Below are 16,990 nucleotides of genomic sequence, written 5' to 3' on the forward strand. Positions count from 1 at the left end.
GTTGCTTTTAGATTTTGGGTTCTAACCGCAGGCTTAGCCTGCAGATAAGAGATAACCGTGGCACGCACTATACCTCTCAATCGTTGCCGGAATATCGGGATCATGGCGCACATCGACGCCGGTAAGACAACGACGACCGAGCGCATCCTCTTCTATACGGGCATCACGCACCGTATCGGAGAGGTGCACGAGGGAACTGCAACCATGGACTGGATGGAGCAGGAGCAGGAGCGCGGAATTACGATTACGTCGGCCGCGACGACCTGCACCTGGAAGGACATCCGGATCAACATCATCGACACGCCGGGCCACGTGGACTTCACCGCTGAAGTCGAGCGTTCGCTGCGCGTGCTCGACGGTGCGGTTGCCTGCTTCGATGCGGTTGCCGGTGTGCAGCCCCAGTCTGAGACCGTGTGGCGTCAGGCTGACAAGTACAAGGTGCCTCGGGTCTGCTTCATTAACAAGATGGACAAGGCCGGTGCCGATGCGGTGTATGCGACTTCGACAATTGTGGATCGTCTGGGCGCGCGTGCGGTGCCGATCAACATTCAGATCGGCGCCGAGGCGAAGTTTGCCGGTGTGGTCGACCTGGTCATCATGAAGGCGATCCTGTGGCACGACGAGACGATGGGCGCGGAGTACTCGGTGGAAGAGATTCCGGCGACCCTGCTCGAGACGGCCAAGATCGCTCGCGCAGCTCTGATCGAGGCGGTTGCGGACTCGGATGACGAGATCATGAACCTGTACCTCGAGGGTCAGGAGCCGACGGTTGCACAGCTCAAGGCTGGCATCCGCAAGGCCACCATCGCGATGAACATCTTCCCGGTGCTCTGCGGCTCGTCGTTCAAGAATAAGGGCGTGCAGACGCTGCTCGATGCGGTGGTGGACTACCTGCCCAGCCCGCTGGATATTCCTCCCATGATCGGGCACAACCCCGACAATATGGAAGAGGAGATCGTCCGCAAGCCGGATGATAGCGAGCCTCTGTCGGCGCTCGGATTCAAGATCATGACTGACCCGTTCGTTGGCCAGTTGATCTTCATCCGTGTGTACTCGGGCGTGCTGAAGACGGGCGATTCGGTTCTGAACCCGCGTACCGGTAAGACCGAGCGTATCGGCCGCCTGCTGAAGATGCACGCGAACAAGCGTGAAGAGATTACCGAGGTTCTGGCGGGCGATATCTGCGCCGCCGTTGGACTGAAGAACCTCATCACGGGCGACACGATCTGCACCGACAAGTCGCCGGTTGTGCTCGAGTCGATCGACTTCCCGAAGCCGGTTATCGAGGTTGCGGTGGAGCCGAAGACCAAGGCCGACCAGGAGAAGATGGGTATGGCGCTGGCCAAGCTGGCGCAGGAAGATCCCACCTTCAACGTGCGTACGGACGTTGATTCGGGCCAGACGATCATCGCCGGAATGGGCGAGCTGCACCTTGAGATCATCGTCGACCGCATGATGCGCGAGTACAAGGTCGAGGCCAATGTTGGTAAGCCGCAGGTGAACTACCGCGAGACGATTCGTGGCAATGCGGAGGCTGAGGGCAAGTACATCCGGCAGACGGGTGGTTCGGGTAACTACGGCCACGCGAAGATCCGGATTGAGCCGAACGAGCCGGGCAAGGGCTACGAGTTCACCAACGACACCAAGGGCGGTACGGTGCCGAAGGAGTACATCAAGCCGATCGACCAGGGTATCCAGGAGGCCATGCAGGGCGGAATTCTGGCCGGGTACGAGATGGTCGATATCAAGGTGTCGCTGTACGACGGCAGCTACCACGACGTGGACTCGAACGAAATGGCGTTCAAGATCGCCGGTTCGATGGCGTTCAAGGAAGCCGCGCGCAAGGCGAAGCCTGTGCTGCTCGAGCCGGTGATGGCGGTCGAGGTGACGGTGCCCGAGGATTATATGGGTACGATCATCGGAGACCTGAACAGCCGTCGCGGACGCATTGAAGGTATGGAGATGGTGGGCAACACGCAGGCGATTCGCGCCAGTGTGCCGCTGTCGACGATGTTCGGATACGCCACGCACATGCGCGGAGCCACGCAGGGCCGTGCCAACTACAGCATGCAGTTCAAGCAGTATGAAGAAGCGCCGCGGTCGGTGTCCGAAGAGATTATCGCCAAGGTTCAGGGTAAGGAAGTCAAGTAACCATAGCGGTTACACATACAGGTTTGCTTCATAACTGAAGTCGGAGATACGGAGAGCATTATGGGTAAGGAAAAGTTTGACCGTTCAAAGCCGCACGTAAACATTGGAACGATTGGTCACATCGACCACGGCAAGACGACGCTGACTGCTGCGATCACGAAGGTTCTGTCGAAGCACAACCCTTCGAACAAGTTCCGCTCGTTCGACACGATCGACAACGCTCCCGAAGAGCGCGAGCGCGGTATCACGATCGCGACCTCGCACGTGGAGTACGAGACGCCGAACCGCCACTACGCGCACGTCGACTGCCCGGGCCACGCGGACTACATCAAGAACATGATTACCGGAGCGGCGCAGATGGACGGCGCGATCCTGGTGGTCGCTGCGACCGACGGCCCGATGCCCCAGACCAAGGAGCACGTTCTGCTGGCGCGCCAGGTCGGCGTTCCGTACATCGTGGTGTTCCTGAACAAGTGCGATGCTGTTGAGGACGAAGAGCTGATCGAGCTGGTCGAGATGGAGGTTCGTGAGCTTCTGTCGAAGTACGACTACCCCGGCGACGACACCCCGATCATCCGCGGCTCCGCCCTGGCGCGCTGAACGGCGAGGCGCAGTGGGAGGCCAAGATCGACGAGCTGATGGAGGCGGTGGACAAGTACGTTCCGCAGCCTGAGCGCGCCGTGGATCTGCCGTTCCTGATGCCTATCGAGGATATCTTCTCGATCTCGGGCCGCGGCACCGTGGTGACGGGCCGTATCGAGCGCGGCAAGGTGAAGGTTGGCGAGGCTTGCGAGATCGTGGGCTTCGGCGACACGCAGGCTACGGTCTGCACCGGCGTCGAGATGTTCAAGAAGCAGCTCGATGAGGGTCTTGCGGGCGACAACGCGGGTCTTCTGCTGCGCGGTATCGCGAAGGAAGCGGTGGAGCGCGGGATGGTCCTGGCGAAGCCGGGTTCGATCAAGCCGCACACCGAGTTCAAGGGCGAGGTCTACGTTCTGAGCAAGGAAGAGGGCGGACGTCACACTCCGTTCTTCAACGGCTACCGTCCGCAGTTCTACTTCCGGACGACGGACGTGACGGGTTCGGCGAAGCTTCCTGCGGGCACCGAGATGTGTATGCCGGGTGACAACATCCAGCTCGAGATCTCGCTGCACACGCCGGTCGCGATGGAGAAGGGCCTCCGCTTCGCTATCCGCGAGGGCGGTCGCACCGTCGGTGCAGGTACCATCTCGGAAATCATCAAGTAGTTCCCGATAAACGAGGGCTGCCGGTTGGTGCAGAAGTTCATCGCCGGCAGCTACTCCAAACGATCTTTGTAAGACGAAAAGAGAAGTGACATGGCTGGACAGAGAATTCGAATCCGTTTGAAGGCGTATGACTACCGCGTCCTCGACACATCCACCGGCGAGATCGTCGAGACCGCCAAGCGTACCGGAGCCCAGGTTGCCGGTCCGATTCCGCTGCCGACGATGAAGAACAAGTACTGCGTTCTGCGCTCGCCCCACGTCGACAAGAAGTCGCGCGAGGCCTTCGAGATCCGCACGCACAAGCGTCTGATCGACATCCTTGAGCCGACCCAGCAGACCGTGGACGCGCTGATGAAGCTCGATCTGCCCGCGGGTGTTGACGTTGAGATCAAGACTGTACAGAAGTAGTTACATAAAAGAAGTAAGGCATAAAAGTCGTTACTAAAAAAGTAAGACACAAAAGCCATTACTTATTTTTCGATAGCAGGACCGGCAGAGCCCAGACGGGCTTGATGAGGAAAGGAAACAGATATGTCAGTAGTTGGGATTCTCGGTAAGAAAATCGGCATGACCCAGATCTTCGATGAGCGCGGTGATGTTCACCCGATCACCGTCATCAAGGCTGGCCCTTGTGTTATCACGCAGCTGAAGACGCTGGCGAAGGACGGCTATGAGGCCGCCCAGATCGGCTACGTCGACTTCATCAAGGCGTCGAAGGTCACCAAGGCGATGAACGGTCACTTCGCGAAGGCGAACGTTCCCCCGGTCAAGGTCATCAAGGAAGTTGCCATCGAGAAGGTGAGCGGCGAGGAAGAGGGCGTCAAGGCTGGCGATCGCGTGCTGGTCGACATCTTCGAGGATGAGCGTTTTGTCGATATCATCGGCACCTCGAAGGGACGCGGCTTTGCCGGCGTCATTCGTCGCCACGGCTTCGGCGGCGGCCCCAAGTCGCACGGTCACATGTTCCAGGTGCAGGGTTCGATCGGCGCTTCGTCGTTCCCCTCGCGTGTATTCCCTGGTCAGCGTATGCCTGGTCACATGGGCGCGGCGCAGATCACGGTGCGCAACCTGCGGATTCGCGGAATTGATGTGGAAGAGAACCTCATCCTGGTCGAGGGCGCTGTGCCCGGACACCGCGATGGCTTCGTTCTGGTTTCGAAGGCAAAGAACCCGCCGCGTGAGCGTCGTGGATTTGCCGGTGCCGCTACGAAGGACGCTCTGAAGGCTTCGAAGAAGGCTGCTCCCAGCAAGAAGAAGTAAGCAGGCAGAAAGAAATAAATAACCGGGATGCAGTAAATAAAAGGTAAAATTAGAAGTTCGTGATTTTACGGGCTTCCCGGTTATCAAGTTCTTGGATTGAGAACGACCCAGCCGCGGGTTTGGCGGACAAACAAGGTTAGGGCCTGGCGCACAGATGCCAGGCAAGAAGGACGAAATGGCAAACATCAATGTAGTGAATCTCGGTGGGACCAAGGTCGGGGAGTTCGAACTCCTCGATGAGGTCTTCTCCGCGGAGATCAACGACGCGCTCCTCTGGGAGGCGGTCAAGCACTACCGCGCTTCGCTGCGCCAGGGTACGGCCGCGACGAAGACGCGTAAGAACGTCTCGGGCGCAGGCAAGAAGCTCTGGAAGCAGAAGGGCACGGGCCGCGCGCGCGTCGGCTCGATCCGCACCCCGCTCTGGCGTGGAGGCGGTACGGTCCACGGACCTCAGCCCCGCAGCTACGAGTACCAGTTCCCCAAGAAGAAGCTGATGGGCGCGCTGCGTTCGGCTATCTCGGCGAAGATCGCCGATGGCAAGTTCACGATCGTCGACACGTTCGAGCTGGCTGAGGGTAAGACCAAGCTCTACCGTCAGGCGCTCAATAAGCTCGAGGCCGGTAAGACCACTCTGCTGGTCGAGTCGAGCCGCAGGCTCGAAGAGAAGCTGTATCTCGGATCCCGCAACCTGCAGGGCGTCGAGCTGGTCCTCTCCTCTGAGGTTCACCCCTACGACCTGCTCCGCTACGAGCACGCCATCTTCTCGAAGGACGCGATGGAAGCGATCCAGGAGACGCTGAAGAAGGCTGTTTCGAAGCGTCAGCACGCGGCACACGCTGCTGAAGCGACCAAGGAGGTTGCATAAATGCCTACCCTTTATACCGTTATCCGCCGGCCTCTCATCACCGAGAAGGGCATGACCATCAAGGAGACCGAGAACACCTTGGTCTTCGAGGTCGCCGAGAAGGCCACCAAGACTGAAGTGAAGCAGGCCGTCGAGACCCTGTTCAAGGTCAAGGTCGAGGGTGTTCGCACCGCGATCGTCGAAGGCAAGGAGCGCCGCCGCGGCAAGTTCGCCGGCTACCGCCCCGACTGGAAGAAGGCCTATGTTCGCCTGAAGGCGGGCGAGAAGATGCCTGAGTACCTGAACAGCATCTAGTACGGCTTTTACTGAAGCTCTTAACGAAATTGAAGCAGCACGCCCGGCGGAACAAACTATCGCCGGGCAGGCAAGGAACAAGACGATGCCGATTAAATCATTCCGCCCGATTACACCGACGCTCCGCTTCCAGACGAAGCTCGTCAACGACGACATTACGACGAACGAGCCTTACAAGCCGCTTCTCTCTGTGAAGCAGCGCACGGGCGGACGTAACAGCTCGGGTAAGATGACCATTCGCCACCAGGGCGGCGGTCACAAGCAGAAGCTGCGCTTGATCGACTTCAAGCGCGACAAGTTCGGGATTCCCGCGACCGTCGCGACGATCGAGTACGATCCGAACCGTAGCTCGCGCATTGCGCTCGTCCACTATGCGGACGGCGAGAAGCGCTACATCATCCAGCCGATCGGCCTGAAGGTCGGGCAGAAGATCATGTCGGGCCCGGATGCGGATATTCTCGTCGGCAACGCTCTGCCGCTCAAGTTCATCCCCACCGGTACGATCGTGCACAACATCGAGCTGCGTCCGGGCAAGGGCGCGCAGATGGCCCGCTCGGCCGGCGCGCAGGTCAACCTGATCGCCAAGGAAGGCGAGTACGCGCTGCTGAAGCTGCCTTCGGGTGAGACCCGTCGGGTCCAGGTCGAGTGCATGGCGACCATCGGCCAGGTGGGCAACACCGATCACGAGAATGTGACGATCGGTAAGGCAGGCCGCAACCGCTGGAAGGGAATCCGTCCTGCCAACCGTGGAGTCTCGATGAACCCTGTCGATCACCCGCACGGTGGAGGAGAAGGTAAGACCTCGGGCGGACGTCACCCGGTGACGCCGTGGGGTCAGCCGACTCGTGGATACAAGACTCGCAACAACAAGCGGACGGACGTATTTATCGTCAACCGCCGGAGCAAGTAACCGTAAGACTAGCCACTCCGTGAAAGCTCTCAGCAATTTGCTGGATTTCGTAAGGCACTTTGCTGAGAAGCTTTTTCTTCACCAAGTCTCGCACCTGAGAGATTCGTCGTATTCAGCCCCGTAGTAACTGGAGTCAAGCATGTCACGTTCCGCAAAGAAAGGCCCCTTCATCGACGGCCACCTGATGGATAAGGTCACGGCCATGAACCAGACGAACGACAAGAAGGTCGTTCGCACCTGGTCTCGCCGCTCGACCATCTTCCCCGACTTCGTCGGCCACACGATCGCCGTGCACAACGGCCGCAAGTTCATTCCGGTGTATGTGACCGAGAACATGGTCGGCCACAAGCTCGGTGAGTTCTCGGCGACCCGCACGTTCAAGGGCCACTCCGCCAAGACCGAAAGCTCTGCGAAGCCCCGCTAAACGGCAGTTGTCCGCAGTTTCGATTGATTCGATGTTCAGGCCGTCCGCGTACGGCACACGATTTTGAAGGAAGCCCATCATGGCGAAGCAAGCAGTAGCAAAAGTTCGAGAGTTCCGCGCTGAGGCCAAGTTTCAGCGCACCAGTCCGCAGAAGGCGAAGCTGGTCCTTGACACGATCAAGGGTCTGCGCGTCGAGGCTGCGATCAACACGATTCACTTCAGCACCAAGCGTATGGCTCCGGTGATTGAGAAGGTTCTGCGCTCGGCGATTCAGAACGCTTCTTACGTCTCGCAGGAGCAGGGCCTGGATGTCGATGTGGACAACCTGTACGTGCGTACGGCAGTGGCGAACGAAGGCCCGCGCATGAAGCGGATTCGCCCTGCGCCGATGGGCCGGGCGTTCCGGTACCAGCGCCGCCTGTGCCACATCATCGTGACGGTGGCGGAGAAGGGCAAGGCCGCTGAGGCTGTCGTCCCGATCGAAGCCGCGCCGGTGAAGGCCGCGGGCAAGCCGAAGAAGGCTGCTGCCGCGACCACCAAGGCTCCCGCAGCTAAGAAGCCGGCCGCAAAGAAGGCCACCGCCAAGAAGACGGCAGCCGCCAAGTAACTGCGGATTGCGGTAAAATTAAAGTTTGCAACACAGAAAGAACGCCCCGCCGGCTCAACCGGCCGGCCGGAGTAAAGGGAAGCTATGGGACAGAAAGTCCATCCGTATGGGTTTCGCCTCGGCATCAACAAGCCGTGGAAGTCGCGTTGGTTCGTCGAGCGTGGCTATGACAAGTTGCTGGTCGAAGACGTAAAGCTGAAGGCTGAACTGCGCGAGAAGCTGAAGGCCGCGGGCGTAAGCTCGGTCGAGGTCGAGCGTCCGGGCAACAAGCTGCGTCTGATTATCCGCACCGCGCGTCCGGGCATCATCATCGGCCGCAAGGGCGCCGAGATCGACAAGCTCAAGGCCGATATCCAGAAGCGCACGGCGCGCGAGGTGTTTATCGACATCCTCGAGGTGAACAAGCCGGAGCTGGATGCTCAGCTCGTCGCCGAGAATATCGCGCTCCAGCTCGAGAAGCGCGTCAGCTTCCGCCGCGCGATGCGCAAGTCGGTTGACTCGGCTCTGCGTTTCGGTTGCAAGGGTATCAAGGTCCGCGTGTCGGGCCGTCTGAACGGTAACGAGATCGCCCGTTCGGAGTGGTATCTGCAGGGTCGTCTGCCGCTGCACACGCTGCGCGCCGATATCGACTACGGCTTCGCCGAGGCTCACACCACGTACGGCATCATCGGCGTGAAGACCTGGGTCTACCGCGGCGATATCTACGAGCAGAAGAAGCGTCGCGATCAGGGCAGCGCCGTTACCACTTCGGGCGTGTTTGCTTCCTAAAGAAAAATAAACAAGAGCTTTTGTCTAAAGGATCTCCGTTATGTTGATGCCAAAGAAGGTCAAGTTCCGCAAGCAGCAGCGCGGCCGCATGTGCGGCAAGGCGTGGCGCGGCTCGGATCTATCGTTCGGCGATTTCGGTCTGAAGGTCATGGAGTGCGGTTACATCACCGACCGCCAGATCGAGGCCAGCCGTATCGCCATGACGCGCTTCATCAAGCGCGGCGGCAAGGTCTGGCTGCGTCTGTTCCCGGACAAGCCGATCACCAAGAAGCCTGCCGAAACCCGTATGGGTAAGGGTAAGGGCGCTCCGGATCACTGGGTCTGCGTCGTTCGCCCTGGCCGTATTCTCTTCGAGATGGAAGGCGTTACGCCTGAGCTCGCGAAGGAAGCGATGCGCTTGGCTGCTCACAAGCTGCCGCTGAAGACGAGCTTCGTCCAGCGTCATGATGTGAAGGCCACTGTCGCCGCGAAGTAGCTTCAAATTCCGTACTACTGCAATGCCGTTCAGGCAAGAAAAGAGAAGCAATGGAACTCGAAAAGATCCGCAACCTCAGTGACGAAGAGCTGAAGACGACCGAGAACTCGGCCGCCGAGCAGCTCTTCCGCCTGCGTTTCCAGAAGAGCCTTGGAAACCAGGAAGGCATCAAGAAGCTCCGCGTGTTGAAGCTCGATATCGCCCGCGCCAAGACGGTCGCCCGCGAGCGCACGATTGAGGCCGAGAAGAAGGCTAATCCGATCGTCAAGAACGCCGCCCCGGCGAAGAGCACACGCACCGAGCGTAAGAAAGCGAAGGCTTAATCATGGCAGAGACAACGATTACCACCGCTGAAGTAACGGCGACCACTCCTGCCGAGACCACGGCCACCACGCGTCGCAACGAGAAGGTCGGCATCGTGGTTTCGACCAAGATGCAGAAGACCATCGTCGTCGAGATCGAGATGCGCAAGGCGCACCCGAAGTACAAGCGCGTCATGAAGTCGAACAAGAAGTTCTACGCGCACGACGAGCAGAACTCGGCCCGCGTAGGCGATGTGGTTCGCATCCGCGAGGCACGTCCCCTGTCGAAGCTGAAGCGCTGGTCGCTTGAAGAGATCGTTCGCCGCTCCTCGCTGTCGGAGCCGGTTACGACCAAGACCGTGACCAAGTAATTTTGGGGGCGCAAGCCCCACTTTCCCGGTTTGTGATTTTGTAGTCTTTCGTTTTGTAACTTACAGGGGCTTAGCCCCGGGCATCCTGCCCAGGAGTTTGAATCATGTCCGTACAAATGCGCACCATGCTTGAGGTTGCCGATAACTCCGGCGCACGCAAGCTGCAGGTAATCCTGCCGCTCGGCGGTGGTCTCGGCAAGAAGGCTGGCCTGGGCGACGTCGTTACCGCGGCCGTCAAGGAAGCGTCTCCCGATGGCACCGTCAAGAAGGGCAAGGTCGTCAAGGCCGTAATCGTCCGGACGCGCAAGGAGTATCGCCGCCGGGATGGCACGTACATCCGCTTCGACCAGAACGCCGCCGTCGTCATCAACGACGGTATGGAGCCGGTCGGAACGCGTGTGTTCGGGCCCGTCGCCCGTGAGCTCCGCGAGAAGAAGTTCCTGAAGATCGTCTCGCTCGCGCCCGAAGTCATCTAGTTATGGGTTGCGGGTTGCGAACTATGTGTTCTCAACCCGCAACTCTCCCAAACGGCGGATTCCGGCTCCGCCCGCAGTAATGGATCGTCGAGGAAGGAAGTATCATGCCAGTTCGTGTACAGCCCAAGCAGCGCGTCAAACTCAAGATCAAGAAGAACGACCAGGTCGTCGTCATTGCCGGTAAGGATGCAGGCAAGAAGGGCCGCGTGCTGCGCGTGCTCGCCGAGAAGAACCGCCTGCTTGTCGAGGGCGTGATGATGATGAAGAAGCACGTGAAGGCCGATCCCTCCAAGCGCACGCAGGGCGGCGTCATCGAGCAGGAGTCGACCATCCACATCTCGAATGTCATGCTGGTGGACTCCGAGGGCAACAAGACCCGGGTTGGATCGCGCGTCGAAGGCGACACGCGGGTACGCTTCGCCAAGACCAATGGCGCGGTTCTGCCCACCAAGAAGCGTTAATTAAACGCTTCTGAGCAGGTTTTTCGTGACAAACCGGGTAATTTCCCGGTAAACTAACAGACGGTTCACCCCACGAAACGGTATACGGTGATCTCACCACCCCGAAGCCGTGGAGAAAGCGAAGTAACGATCATGGCAGCACGTTTCCGCGCGAAGTACGATAACGAGATCAAGGAGTCCCTGAAGAAGGAACTCGGAATCACCAACGTGATGGCGATTCCCAAGCTTGAGAAGATTGTGATCAACATGGGTCTGGGCGAAGCGACCCAGAACGTCAAGATCATGGACCCGCTGGTGGCTGACCTTGCCGCCATCGCCGGCCAGAAGCCGGTTACCACAAAGGCCAAGAAGTCCATCGCGCAGTTCAAGGTGCGTGAGGGAATGCCGATCGGCGCGATGGTTACCCTGCGCGGCGATAACATGTACGAGTTTCTGGATCGTCTGATCTCGATTGCTCTGCCCCGCGTTCGTGACTTCCGCGGCGTCTCGTCGAAGAGCTTCGACGGCCGCGGTAACTACACGCTGGGTCTGCGCGATCAGCTGATCTTCGCTGAAATCGACTATGCGAAGGTCGACAAGATCAAGGGCATGAACGTCACGATTGTGACGACGGCCACGGACGACAACGGTGCACGCTCGCTGCTGAAGGCGTTTGGAATGCCCTTCCGCGTAGGCGCCTAATCAATTTTCGTTTTCTCTCACGTATCAAAGAAGATAGGATCCGCAGACCATGGCAACAACCGCAAAGCGCGTAAAAGACGCAAAGAAGCCGAAGTTCAAATCCCGCCAGCACAACCGCTGCCAGCTCTGCGGACGTCCTCGCGCGTTCCTCCGCAAGTTCGGCGTATGCCGTCTTTGCTTCCGTAGCCTCGCCCTCAAGGGTGAGATTCCGGGTGTCGTGAAGTCCAGCTGGTAAGCTGGATGTTGGAGAGCTGAAGAGCTTTCTGTTTATTTTTCTATGGCCTCGGCCGTCATGTTCAGGACTTGGGTTTTGACCCTGTTGCCACATGCCGTCCTAAGGGGAGTTCACTCCTGAGGCCATGCAGCACCCGCAACAAACACTCCCGCTGGTTCTCGGAGAGACACTTCGAGCGAACGGGGAGTGCAGGAGAAGCAATGAATCTTACCGATCCCGTAGCAGATTTTTTGACCCGTATCCGCAACTCGATGCGTGCCCGCCACCAGAAGCTTGACGTACCCGCCTCGAAGCTGAAGGCCGAGATCGCCCGTATCCTCAAGGAAGAGGGCTACATCGCGAACTACAAGCCGACCGAAGAGGACGGCATGAAGGTCATTCGCGTGTACCTGAAGTACGGCCCGAACAATGAGGCTGTGATCCGCGACCTGAAGCGCATCTCGCGTCCCGGCTGCCGCGTGTACCTGGGCAAGAACGAGATTCGCCGCGTACAGGGCGGTCTCGGCATCTCGATCCTGACCACCCCCAAGGGTGTCATGACCGGTCGCCAGGCTCGCCGCGAAGGCGTTGGCGGCGAGATCCTCTGCGAAGTCTGGTAAAGAGAAATTCTCTTAGCAAAGTTTTTGGTTTTCTAGCAGCACGGCTGCAGTGGAATGTGGGCTGAACCCGCAGGACTCGCAAGCCACATAAGGATCTCAAGCATGTCACGTATTGGAAAGAAGCCGATCGCAATTCCCGCAGGCGTGAAGTACACGCAGCAGGGCAACACCCTGATGGTCGAAGGCCCCAAGGGTAAGGTAACGGCGCTGATCGCAACCGGCATCACCCTGGTCGAGAACAACGGTCAGATCGTGGTGGAGCGGCAGAACGACTCGCTGGCCGGTTTTCACGGCCTGACCCGCGCCCTGGTCTACAACGCCATCACCGGTGTGACGACGGGCTGGACCAAGGATCTCGACATCGTCGGTATCGGATACCGCGCCGAGATGAAGGGCAAGGACATGGTCGTGTTCACGCTCGGCTACTCGCACCCGATCGAGTTCCCGCTGCCCACCGGCATCGAGGTCACGATCGACCCGAAGCAGACGCACCTGACCGTCTCCGGCATCGACCGGCAGAAGGTTGGCCAGGTGGCCGCCGATATGCGCTCGCTGCGTAAGCCCGATCCGTACAAGAACAAGGGCGTTCGCTACACCGGCGAGAAGCTGAAGAAGAAGGTCGGAAAGACCGGCGCTAAGTAATTTTTAGCCGCTAGCTGTCAGCGGGATGCTGGCGGTTAGCGGCTGCATCAGTCACCGAACGTACTCAGCACTCTGGGTACGCTACTAGGAAGGAAGAGAGCCATGATTACACCACGTCAACGCAATGTCATTCGCCAGCGCGTTCACACCCGTATCCGCGAGAAGATGTCCGGCACCCCGGAGCGTCCGCGCCTCAACGTCTACCGCTCGCTCAACCAAATCTACACCCAGCTCATTGACGATCTGAACGGCGTGACCATCGCCTCGGCTTCGTCGATGGCGAAGAAGGGTGAGGAGAAGGTCTCCGGCGGAAACATCGCCGCGGCCAAGGAAGTGGGCAAGCTGATCGCCGAGCGCGGCCTCGAGAAGGGCATCAAGAAGGTGGTCTTCGATCGTGGCGGCTACCTGTATCACGGCCGCATCAAGGCTCTGGCCGACGCAGCTCGCGAAGCCGGCCTCGACTTCTAAACGGCTCTCCATCTTCCAGCTTTCAAGAGATTAGACAGGATAAACACTATGGCAATCCGCAAGAAACTCGACGCCAACCGCCTCAACCTGAAGGATGAGGTTGTCTCCATCAATCGCGTCACGAAGGTCGTCAAGGGCGGTAAGAACATGTCGTTCGCGGCCTTGGTCGTCGTCGGCGACCCGGCCGAGGGCGTTGTCGGCTACGGTTCGGGCAAGGCCAAGGAGGTTCCGCAGGCGATCCGCAAGGGTATCGAGTCGGCGAAGAAGAACCTGCTGAAGGTCAACCTGACCGAGACCACGATTCCTCACCAGGTGCTGGGCCACTTCGGCGCCGGCGAGGTGATGTTGAAGCCGGCTCCCGAAGGGACCGGAGTCATCGCCGGTAAGACGGTTCGCGCCGTCATGACCTCGGCTGGCATCCAGAACGTCCTCACCAAGTCGCTCGGAACCGCCAACCCGCACAACGTCATCAAGGCTACCTTCGATGCGCTCGCTCAGCTCCGCGACCGCGCCGAGGTTGCTGCGCTGCGCGGCAAGTCGGTAGACGAGCTGTAAGTTTCAGGTAAACGGAGAACTATCATGGCAGAGACCCCGAAGATCAAGCTCCAGTACTTCCGCTCCATGATCTGCGCGCCAACCAAGCAGAAGCTGACCATCAAGGGTCTGGGCTTCACGCGGTTGAACCAGATCGTCGAGCGCGAGGATACGCCCTCCATCCACGGCATGGTGAAGAAGGTTCCTCACCTCGTACGGATCGTAGACTAAGCAATTCGTTAGTCGTTATCAGATGTATTAACCATATGCGAGTCGGCCGATAACGCCGGCGTTGAGCGAGGAAACACAATGGCAATTCGTAATCTCTCCAATCTGCGCGCCCCCAAAAAGGCGAATGAGAACAAGAAGCGTGTCGGCCGCGGTATGGGTTCGGGCATGGGTAAGACCTCGACCCGCGGCCATAAGGGCCAGGGTTCGCGTTCGGGTTCGTCCCTGATGCGCGGTTTTGAAGGCGGCCAGATGCCGCTGCACCGCCGTCTGCCCAAGCGCGGCTTCACCAACATCTTCCGCGTGGAGTACACCGTGGTTGGCCTCGACCGTCTGGCTGAGATCAACGCAGCTACCAGTGAGAGCGAGTTCACGCTCGACAAGATCGTCGAGCTGGGCCTGCGCCGCCGCAAGAGCTCGCTGGTCAAGGTGCTGAACAACGGCGAGATCACCGCCGCGATCACGGTTCATGCGCACAAGTTTTCGGCCGCTGCCAAGGCCGCGATCGAGAAGGCCGGTGGTAAGGCCGTCCTGATCGGTGGCGAGACGGAAGCAGCCGCTTAGTTCTCTGAGACGGGGCGCCGCTTGTCGGCGCTCCATTTCTGTTGGTGCTCTGTTTCAGTTAGCATGGGAGATGCCTGAGAGTTTAGGCTCAGGGCTTCCACCCTGGTATTTCAAGTTCTTTGCAGCACGAACGACTAAGGACCCCAAGACTCCGATGTTCGAGAAAATCCTAAACATCTTTCGGATTCCCGATCTCCGCAAGCGCGTCTTCTTTACGCTGGGCCTGCTGGCCGTCTACCGTTTGGGTGCGCACATCCCGACCCCCGGTATCAACGCGGAGATGCTGGCACAGTTCTTCAATGCGAACTCCGGCTCGGCACTGGGCCTGGTCGACCTGTTCTCAGGCGGAAACCTGCGCAAGCTGACGATCTTCGCGCTGGGCATCATGCCGTATATCACGGCGTCGATCATCTTCCAGTTGCTCACGGTCATCTATGAGCCGTTGGCGAAGCTCCAGAAGGAAGGCGAACTGGGCCGCCGCAAGATCACCCAGTGGACCCGCTACGTCACAGTGCTGTTGGCCATTGTGCAGTCGTTCGCGATTGCTCTGACCCTGACCAGCACCTCGACCGGCGCGCCGATGGTGACGATCTCGAAGTTTGCCTTCATCCCGATGTGCGTGCTGACCCTGACGACCGGCACGGCGTTCATCATGTGGCTGGGCGAGCAGATCACCGAGCGCGGTATCGGCAACGGTATGTCGCTGCTGATCTTTACGGGTATCGTGGTCGGTCTGCCCAAGGGCATCGACGAGCTTTACCAGAAGGCAAGCACCAACGCCTGGGGCGCGTTTACCCCTATCGCCATCGTGATCCTGATTGCGATGATGATTGCTGTTGTGGCCTTCATCATCTTCGTCGAGCGCTCGGAGCGCCGGATTCCGGTGCAGTATGCCAAGCGCATCGTCGGCCGCAAGATGATGGGCGGGCAGTCGACGCATCTGCCGCTGAAGGTGAACTCGGGCGGCGTGATGCCGGTCATCTTCGCCAGCTCGATCCTCTCGGCTCCGCTGCTCTTCTCGGGCATGAGCTTCTTCGGCTCCGAGAAGCTCTCGGACACGAAGTTCTTCGGTCCCATCCTGCGCTCGATTGCGCCGGGTGAGCCGCTCTACGAGCTGGCCTACATGGCGGCGATCATCTTCTTTGCCTACTTCTACATCTCGATCGTCTTCCGTCCGGACGACATCGCGGACAACATGCGGAAGTACGGTGGCTTCATCCCGGGCATCCGGCCGGGCAAGCGCACCTCGGACTTCATCAACGATGTTCTGACGCGCATCACGCTGGTCGGGGCGATCTACCTCATCATCATCTCGCTGGTGCCGACGTTCCTCATCAGCGGTATTCACTTCAACCACCTGCCCCTGATCGGCGGCGTCTTCGACCACTTCCCAACCTGGGTTACGAACGGTCTGGGAGTCAACTTCTACTTCGGCGGTACCTCGCTCCTGATCGTCGTCGGTGTAGCGATGGATACGGTGCAGCAGATCGAATCGCAGTTGATTATGCGGCACTACGACGGCTTCAGCCCCAAGTCGGGTCGCATCAAGGGACGGCGTAGCTGGTAAGTTGGTACGCTTAGTTTCACGTTCTACTGTTTCAACCAAGCGGTGCGGCCTATGCCGTGCCGCTTGAACTTCGCAGGGAAGCTTTCGGATTGAGGAGGCTTCCTTACTTCGGGACTGCCTATTTTGAGTACGGAACCTAATTCGCTAGCGTCAAGTAAGAGTTTTCATCCTGGTCCAGTGCTGCTGCTGGGGGCTCCGGGTGTCGGCAAGGGAACGCAGGCCAAGGTCCTGATGGCCGAGTTTGCGATTCCGCAGATCTCGACCGGCGACCTGTTGCGCCAGCATCGGCGCGAGCATACGCCGCTCGGCATGATGGCCGATGAGCTGATGCAGCAGGGCAAGCTGGTTCCGGACGACTTGGTGAACCAGATGGTGGCCGAGCGGCTGGCGCAAGCGGATTGCGACCGTGGGTATATTCTCGACGGCTTTCCCCGGACGCTGGCGCAGGCGGCGTGGCTGGACGATTACCTGGAGCGGACGGAGTCGGCGTGGCCCGTGGTGGTCATCAGCATAAGGGTGCCGTATGACGACCTTCTGCAACGAATCACCGGGCGGCGCATCTGTCCTGATGGGCATATTTACAACATTTACACGCAGCCGCCCCGGGTTGAGGGGATCTGCGATGTGGATGGCAAGGCGCTGACGCAGCGGAACGACGATACCGAGGCCGCGTTCGAGCAGCGGATGAAGGAGTTCCACGAACTGACCGCCCCGGTGGTGCCGCACTACCAGGGCCAGGGCCGGTTTGCCGAGGTGGATGGGCTTAGGTCGGTAGACGAGGTGACCGAGGCGATCCGCACGGAGCTGGAGCGGCTGCGGGCGCAGGCGAGTGAATCTATAGAGACGGCAGGGAATCGGTAG

24 protein-coding genes and 1 pseudogene are annotated in these 16,990 nt (G+C 59.4%); all 25 read left to right on the top strand.

Features of this window, described 5'->3' with window-relative positions:
- Nucleotides 1-57 precede the first annotated feature (57 nt).
- The 25 genes and pseudogenes from fusA to FTO74_RS02575 all read left to right on the top strand — a co-directional run bounded on the left by fusA (nucleotide 58) and on the right by FTO74_RS02575 (nucleotide 16,990).
- Nucleotides 58-2,151, top strand: coding sequence for an elongation factor G (gene fusA / locus FTO74_RS02455; protein ID WP_162536720.1), 2,094 nt, complete (start codon nucleotides 58-60; stop codon nucleotides 2,149-2,151).
- 60 nt (nucleotides 2,152-2,211) lie between these two features.
- A pseudogene (gene tuf / locus FTO74_RS02460) lies at nucleotides 2,212-3,398 on the top strand (elongation factor Tu).
- Nucleotides 3,399-3,488: 90 nt separating this feature from the next.
- Complete coding sequence (gene rpsJ / locus FTO74_RS02465; RefSeq protein ID WP_013581294.1) at nucleotides 3,489-3,806, top strand: 30S ribosomal protein S10; 318 nt, start codon at nucleotides 3,489-3,491, stop codon at nucleotides 3,804-3,806.
- Between the two features lie 123 nt (nucleotides 3,807-3,929).
- A complete protein-coding gene (rplC, locus tag FTO74_RS02470; protein ID WP_162536721.1) occupies nucleotides 3,930-4,658 on the top strand; it encodes a 50S ribosomal protein L3 in 729 nt (242 codons plus the stop codon).
- A 175-nt stretch (nucleotides 4,659-4,833) separates the two neighbouring features.
- Nucleotides 4,834-5,523 (top strand): 50S ribosomal protein L4, encoded by a 690-nt coding sequence (gene rplD / locus FTO74_RS02475; RefSeq protein ID WP_162536722.1) that lies wholly within the window; start codon nucleotides 4,834-4,836, stop codon nucleotides 5,521-5,523.
- On the top strand, nucleotides 5,524-5,817 hold the full coding sequence (locus tag FTO74_RS02480; protein WP_162536723.1) for a 50S ribosomal protein L23: 294 nt from the start codon (nucleotides 5,524-5,526) through the stop codon (nucleotides 5,815-5,817). It abuts the gene before it with no gap.
- 85 nt (nucleotides 5,818-5,902) lie between these two features.
- Nucleotides 5,903-6,727 (top strand): 50S ribosomal protein L2, encoded by an 825-nt coding sequence (gene rplB, locus FTO74_RS02485; RefSeq protein ID WP_162536724.1) that lies wholly within the window; start codon nucleotides 5,903-5,905, stop codon nucleotides 6,725-6,727.
- Between the two features lie 139 nt (nucleotides 6,728-6,866).
- Nucleotides 6,867-7,151 (top strand): 30S ribosomal protein S19, encoded by a 285-nt coding sequence (rpsS, locus tag FTO74_RS02490; protein ID WP_162536725.1) that lies wholly within the window; start codon nucleotides 6,867-6,869, stop codon nucleotides 7,149-7,151.
- A 79-nt stretch (nucleotides 7,152-7,230) separates the two neighbouring features.
- Nucleotides 7,231-7,758 carry a 50S ribosomal protein L22 gene (rplV, locus tag FTO74_RS02495; RefSeq protein WP_162536726.1) on the top strand — a complete coding sequence of 176 codons (528 nt, stop codon included), beginning with the start codon at nucleotides 7,231-7,233 and terminating at the stop codon, nucleotides 7,756-7,758.
- 84 nt (nucleotides 7,759-7,842) lie between these two features.
- Entirely contained in the window at nucleotides 7,843-8,526 is a 684-nt protein-coding gene (rpsC, locus tag FTO74_RS02500; protein WP_162536727.1) for a 30S ribosomal protein S3, read from the top strand.
- A 40-nt stretch (nucleotides 8,527-8,566) separates the two neighbouring features.
- Nucleotides 8,567-9,001, top strand: a complete 435-nt coding sequence (gene rplP / locus FTO74_RS02505; RefSeq protein WP_162536728.1) for a 50S ribosomal protein L16 — start codon at nucleotides 8,567-8,569, stop codon at nucleotides 8,999-9,001.
- A gap of 50 nt (nucleotides 9,002-9,051) precedes the next feature.
- Nucleotides 9,052-9,324 carry a 50S ribosomal protein L29 gene (gene rpmC, locus FTO74_RS02510; RefSeq protein WP_162536729.1) on the top strand — a complete coding sequence of 91 codons (273 nt, stop codon included), beginning with the start codon at nucleotides 9,052-9,054 and terminating at the stop codon, nucleotides 9,322-9,324.
- Nucleotides 9,325-9,326: 2 nt separating this feature from the next.
- Nucleotides 9,327-9,674, top strand: a complete 348-nt coding sequence (rpsQ, locus tag FTO74_RS02515) for a 30S ribosomal protein S17 (RefSeq protein ID WP_162536730.1) — start codon at nucleotides 9,327-9,329, stop codon at nucleotides 9,672-9,674.
- 104 nt (nucleotides 9,675-9,778) lie between these two features.
- Nucleotides 9,779-10,150 carry a 50S ribosomal protein L14 gene (gene rplN, locus FTO74_RS02520; protein WP_162536731.1) on the top strand — a complete coding sequence of 124 codons (372 nt, stop codon included), beginning with the start codon at nucleotides 9,779-9,781 and terminating at the stop codon, nucleotides 10,148-10,150.
- Nucleotides 10,151-10,254: 104 nt separating this feature from the next.
- Nucleotides 10,255-10,611 carry a 50S ribosomal protein L24 gene (rplX, locus tag FTO74_RS02525; RefSeq protein ID WP_162536732.1) on the top strand — a complete coding sequence of 119 codons (357 nt, stop codon included), beginning with the start codon at nucleotides 10,255-10,257 and terminating at the stop codon, nucleotides 10,609-10,611.
- A 132-nt stretch (nucleotides 10,612-10,743) separates the two neighbouring features.
- Complete coding sequence (gene rplE / locus FTO74_RS02530) at nucleotides 10,744-11,292, top strand: 50S ribosomal protein L5 (protein ID WP_162536733.1); 549 nt, start codon at nucleotides 10,744-10,746, stop codon at nucleotides 11,290-11,292.
- Nucleotides 11,293-11,341: 49 nt separating this feature from the next.
- The gene (locus FTO74_RS02535; RefSeq protein WP_035352312.1) at nucleotides 11,342-11,527 is read left to right on the top strand and encodes a type Z 30S ribosomal protein S14; all 186 of its coding nucleotides are present in this window, start codon (nucleotides 11,342-11,344) and stop codon (nucleotides 11,525-11,527) included.
- A 200-nt stretch (nucleotides 11,528-11,727) separates the two neighbouring features.
- The gene (gene rpsH, locus FTO74_RS02540) at nucleotides 11,728-12,126 is read left to right on the top strand and encodes a 30S ribosomal protein S8 (protein WP_162536734.1); all 399 of its coding nucleotides are present in this window, start codon (nucleotides 11,728-11,730) and stop codon (nucleotides 12,124-12,126) included.
- 102 nt (nucleotides 12,127-12,228) lie between these two features.
- Nucleotides 12,229-12,768 carry a 50S ribosomal protein L6 gene (gene rplF / locus FTO74_RS02545; protein ID WP_162536735.1) on the top strand — a complete coding sequence of 180 codons (540 nt, stop codon included), beginning with the start codon at nucleotides 12,229-12,231 and terminating at the stop codon, nucleotides 12,766-12,768.
- Nucleotides 12,769-12,870: 102 nt separating this feature from the next.
- Nucleotides 12,871-13,236 carry a 50S ribosomal protein L18 gene (gene rplR / locus FTO74_RS02550; RefSeq protein WP_162536736.1) on the top strand — a complete coding sequence of 122 codons (366 nt, stop codon included), beginning with the start codon at nucleotides 12,871-12,873 and terminating at the stop codon, nucleotides 13,234-13,236.
- 48 nt (nucleotides 13,237-13,284) lie between these two features.
- Entirely contained in the window at nucleotides 13,285-13,791 is a 507-nt protein-coding gene (rpsE, locus tag FTO74_RS02555) for a 30S ribosomal protein S5 (protein WP_162536737.1), read from the top strand.
- Between the two features lie 24 nt (nucleotides 13,792-13,815).
- Entirely contained in the window at nucleotides 13,816-14,001 is a 186-nt protein-coding gene (gene rpmD, locus FTO74_RS02560) for a 50S ribosomal protein L30 (RefSeq protein WP_162536738.1), read from the top strand.
- 78 nt (nucleotides 14,002-14,079) lie between these two features.
- The gene (gene rplO / locus FTO74_RS02565) at nucleotides 14,080-14,562 is read left to right on the top strand and encodes a 50S ribosomal protein L15 (RefSeq protein WP_162536739.1); all 483 of its coding nucleotides are present in this window, start codon (nucleotides 14,080-14,082) and stop codon (nucleotides 14,560-14,562) included.
- 154 nt (nucleotides 14,563-14,716) lie between these two features.
- Nucleotides 14,717-16,129 (top strand): preprotein translocase subunit SecY, encoded by a 1,413-nt coding sequence (gene secY / locus FTO74_RS02570; protein WP_162536740.1) that lies wholly within the window; start codon nucleotides 14,717-14,719, stop codon nucleotides 16,127-16,129.
- A 177-nt stretch (nucleotides 16,130-16,306) separates the two neighbouring features.
- Nucleotides 16,307-16,990 carry an adenylate kinase gene (locus FTO74_RS02575; protein ID WP_255462459.1) on the top strand — a complete coding sequence of 228 codons (684 nt, stop codon included), beginning with the start codon at nucleotides 16,307-16,309 and terminating at the stop codon, nucleotides 16,988-16,990.

This window comes from Granulicella sp. WH15 (genome assembly GCF_009914315.1).
Lineage (GTDB): Bacteria > Acidobacteriota > Terriglobia > Terriglobales > Acidobacteriaceae > Edaphobacter.

What these genes read in the sequence shown, in the direction of transcription:
- rpsJ (WP_013581294.1), top strand. Translation starts at nt 3,489, where the DNA reads ATGGCTGGACAGAGAATTCGAATCCGTTTGAAGGCGTATGACTACCGC.
- rplC (WP_162536721.1), top strand. Translation starts at nt 3,930, where the DNA reads ATGTCAGTAGTTGGGATTCTCGGTAAGAAAATCGGCATGACCCAGATC.
- rplD (WP_162536722.1), top strand. Translation starts at nt 4,834, where the DNA reads ATGGCAAACATCAATGTAGTGAATCTCGGTGGGACCAAGGTCGGGGAG.
- FTO74_RS02480 (WP_162536723.1), top strand. Translation starts at nt 5,524, where the DNA reads ATGCCTACCCTTTATACCGTTATCCGCCGGCCTCTCATCACCGAGAAG.
- rplB (WP_162536724.1), top strand. Translation starts at nt 5,903, where the DNA reads ATGCCGATTAAATCATTCCGCCCGATTACACCGACGCTCCGCTTCCAG.
- rpsS (WP_162536725.1), top strand. Translation starts at nt 6,867, where the DNA reads ATGTCACGTTCCGCAAAGAAAGGCCCCTTCATCGACGGCCACCTGATG.
- rplV (WP_162536726.1), top strand. Translation starts at nt 7,231, where the DNA reads ATGGCGAAGCAAGCAGTAGCAAAAGTTCGAGAGTTCCGCGCTGAGGCC.
- rpsC (WP_162536727.1), top strand. Translation starts at nt 7,843, where the DNA reads ATGGGACAGAAAGTCCATCCGTATGGGTTTCGCCTCGGCATCAACAAG.
- rplP (WP_162536728.1), top strand. Translation starts at nt 8,567, where the DNA reads ATGTTGATGCCAAAGAAGGTCAAGTTCCGCAAGCAGCAGCGCGGCCGC.
- rpmC (WP_162536729.1), top strand. Translation starts at nt 9,052, where the DNA reads ATGGAACTCGAAAAGATCCGCAACCTCAGTGACGAAGAGCTGAAGACG.
- rpsQ (WP_162536730.1), top strand. Translation starts at nt 9,327, where the DNA reads ATGGCAGAGACAACGATTACCACCGCTGAAGTAACGGCGACCACTCCT.
- rplN (WP_162536731.1), top strand. Translation starts at nt 9,779, where the DNA reads ATGTCCGTACAAATGCGCACCATGCTTGAGGTTGCCGATAACTCCGGC.
- rplX (WP_162536732.1), top strand. Translation starts at nt 10,255, where the DNA reads ATGCCAGTTCGTGTACAGCCCAAGCAGCGCGTCAAACTCAAGATCAAG.
- rplE (WP_162536733.1), top strand. Translation starts at nt 10,744, where the DNA reads ATGGCAGCACGTTTCCGCGCGAAGTACGATAACGAGATCAAGGAGTCC.
- FTO74_RS02535 (WP_035352312.1), top strand. Translation starts at nt 11,342, where the DNA reads ATGGCAACAACCGCAAAGCGCGTAAAAGACGCAAAGAAGCCGAAGTTC.
- rpsH (WP_162536734.1), top strand. Translation starts at nt 11,728, where the DNA reads ATGAATCTTACCGATCCCGTAGCAGATTTTTTGACCCGTATCCGCAAC.
- rplF (WP_162536735.1), top strand. Translation starts at nt 12,229, where the DNA reads ATGTCACGTATTGGAAAGAAGCCGATCGCAATTCCCGCAGGCGTGAAG.
- rplR (WP_162536736.1), top strand. Translation starts at nt 12,871, where the DNA reads ATGATTACACCACGTCAACGCAATGTCATTCGCCAGCGCGTTCACACC.
- rpsE (WP_162536737.1), top strand. Translation starts at nt 13,285, where the DNA reads ATGGCAATCCGCAAGAAACTCGACGCCAACCGCCTCAACCTGAAGGAT.
- rpmD (WP_162536738.1), top strand. Translation starts at nt 13,816, where the DNA reads ATGGCAGAGACCCCGAAGATCAAGCTCCAGTACTTCCGCTCCATGATC.
- rplO (WP_162536739.1), top strand. Translation starts at nt 14,080, where the DNA reads ATGGCAATTCGTAATCTCTCCAATCTGCGCGCCCCCAAAAAGGCGAAT.
- secY (WP_162536740.1), top strand. Translation starts at nt 14,717, where the DNA reads ATGTTCGAGAAAATCCTAAACATCTTTCGGATTCCCGATCTCCGCAAG.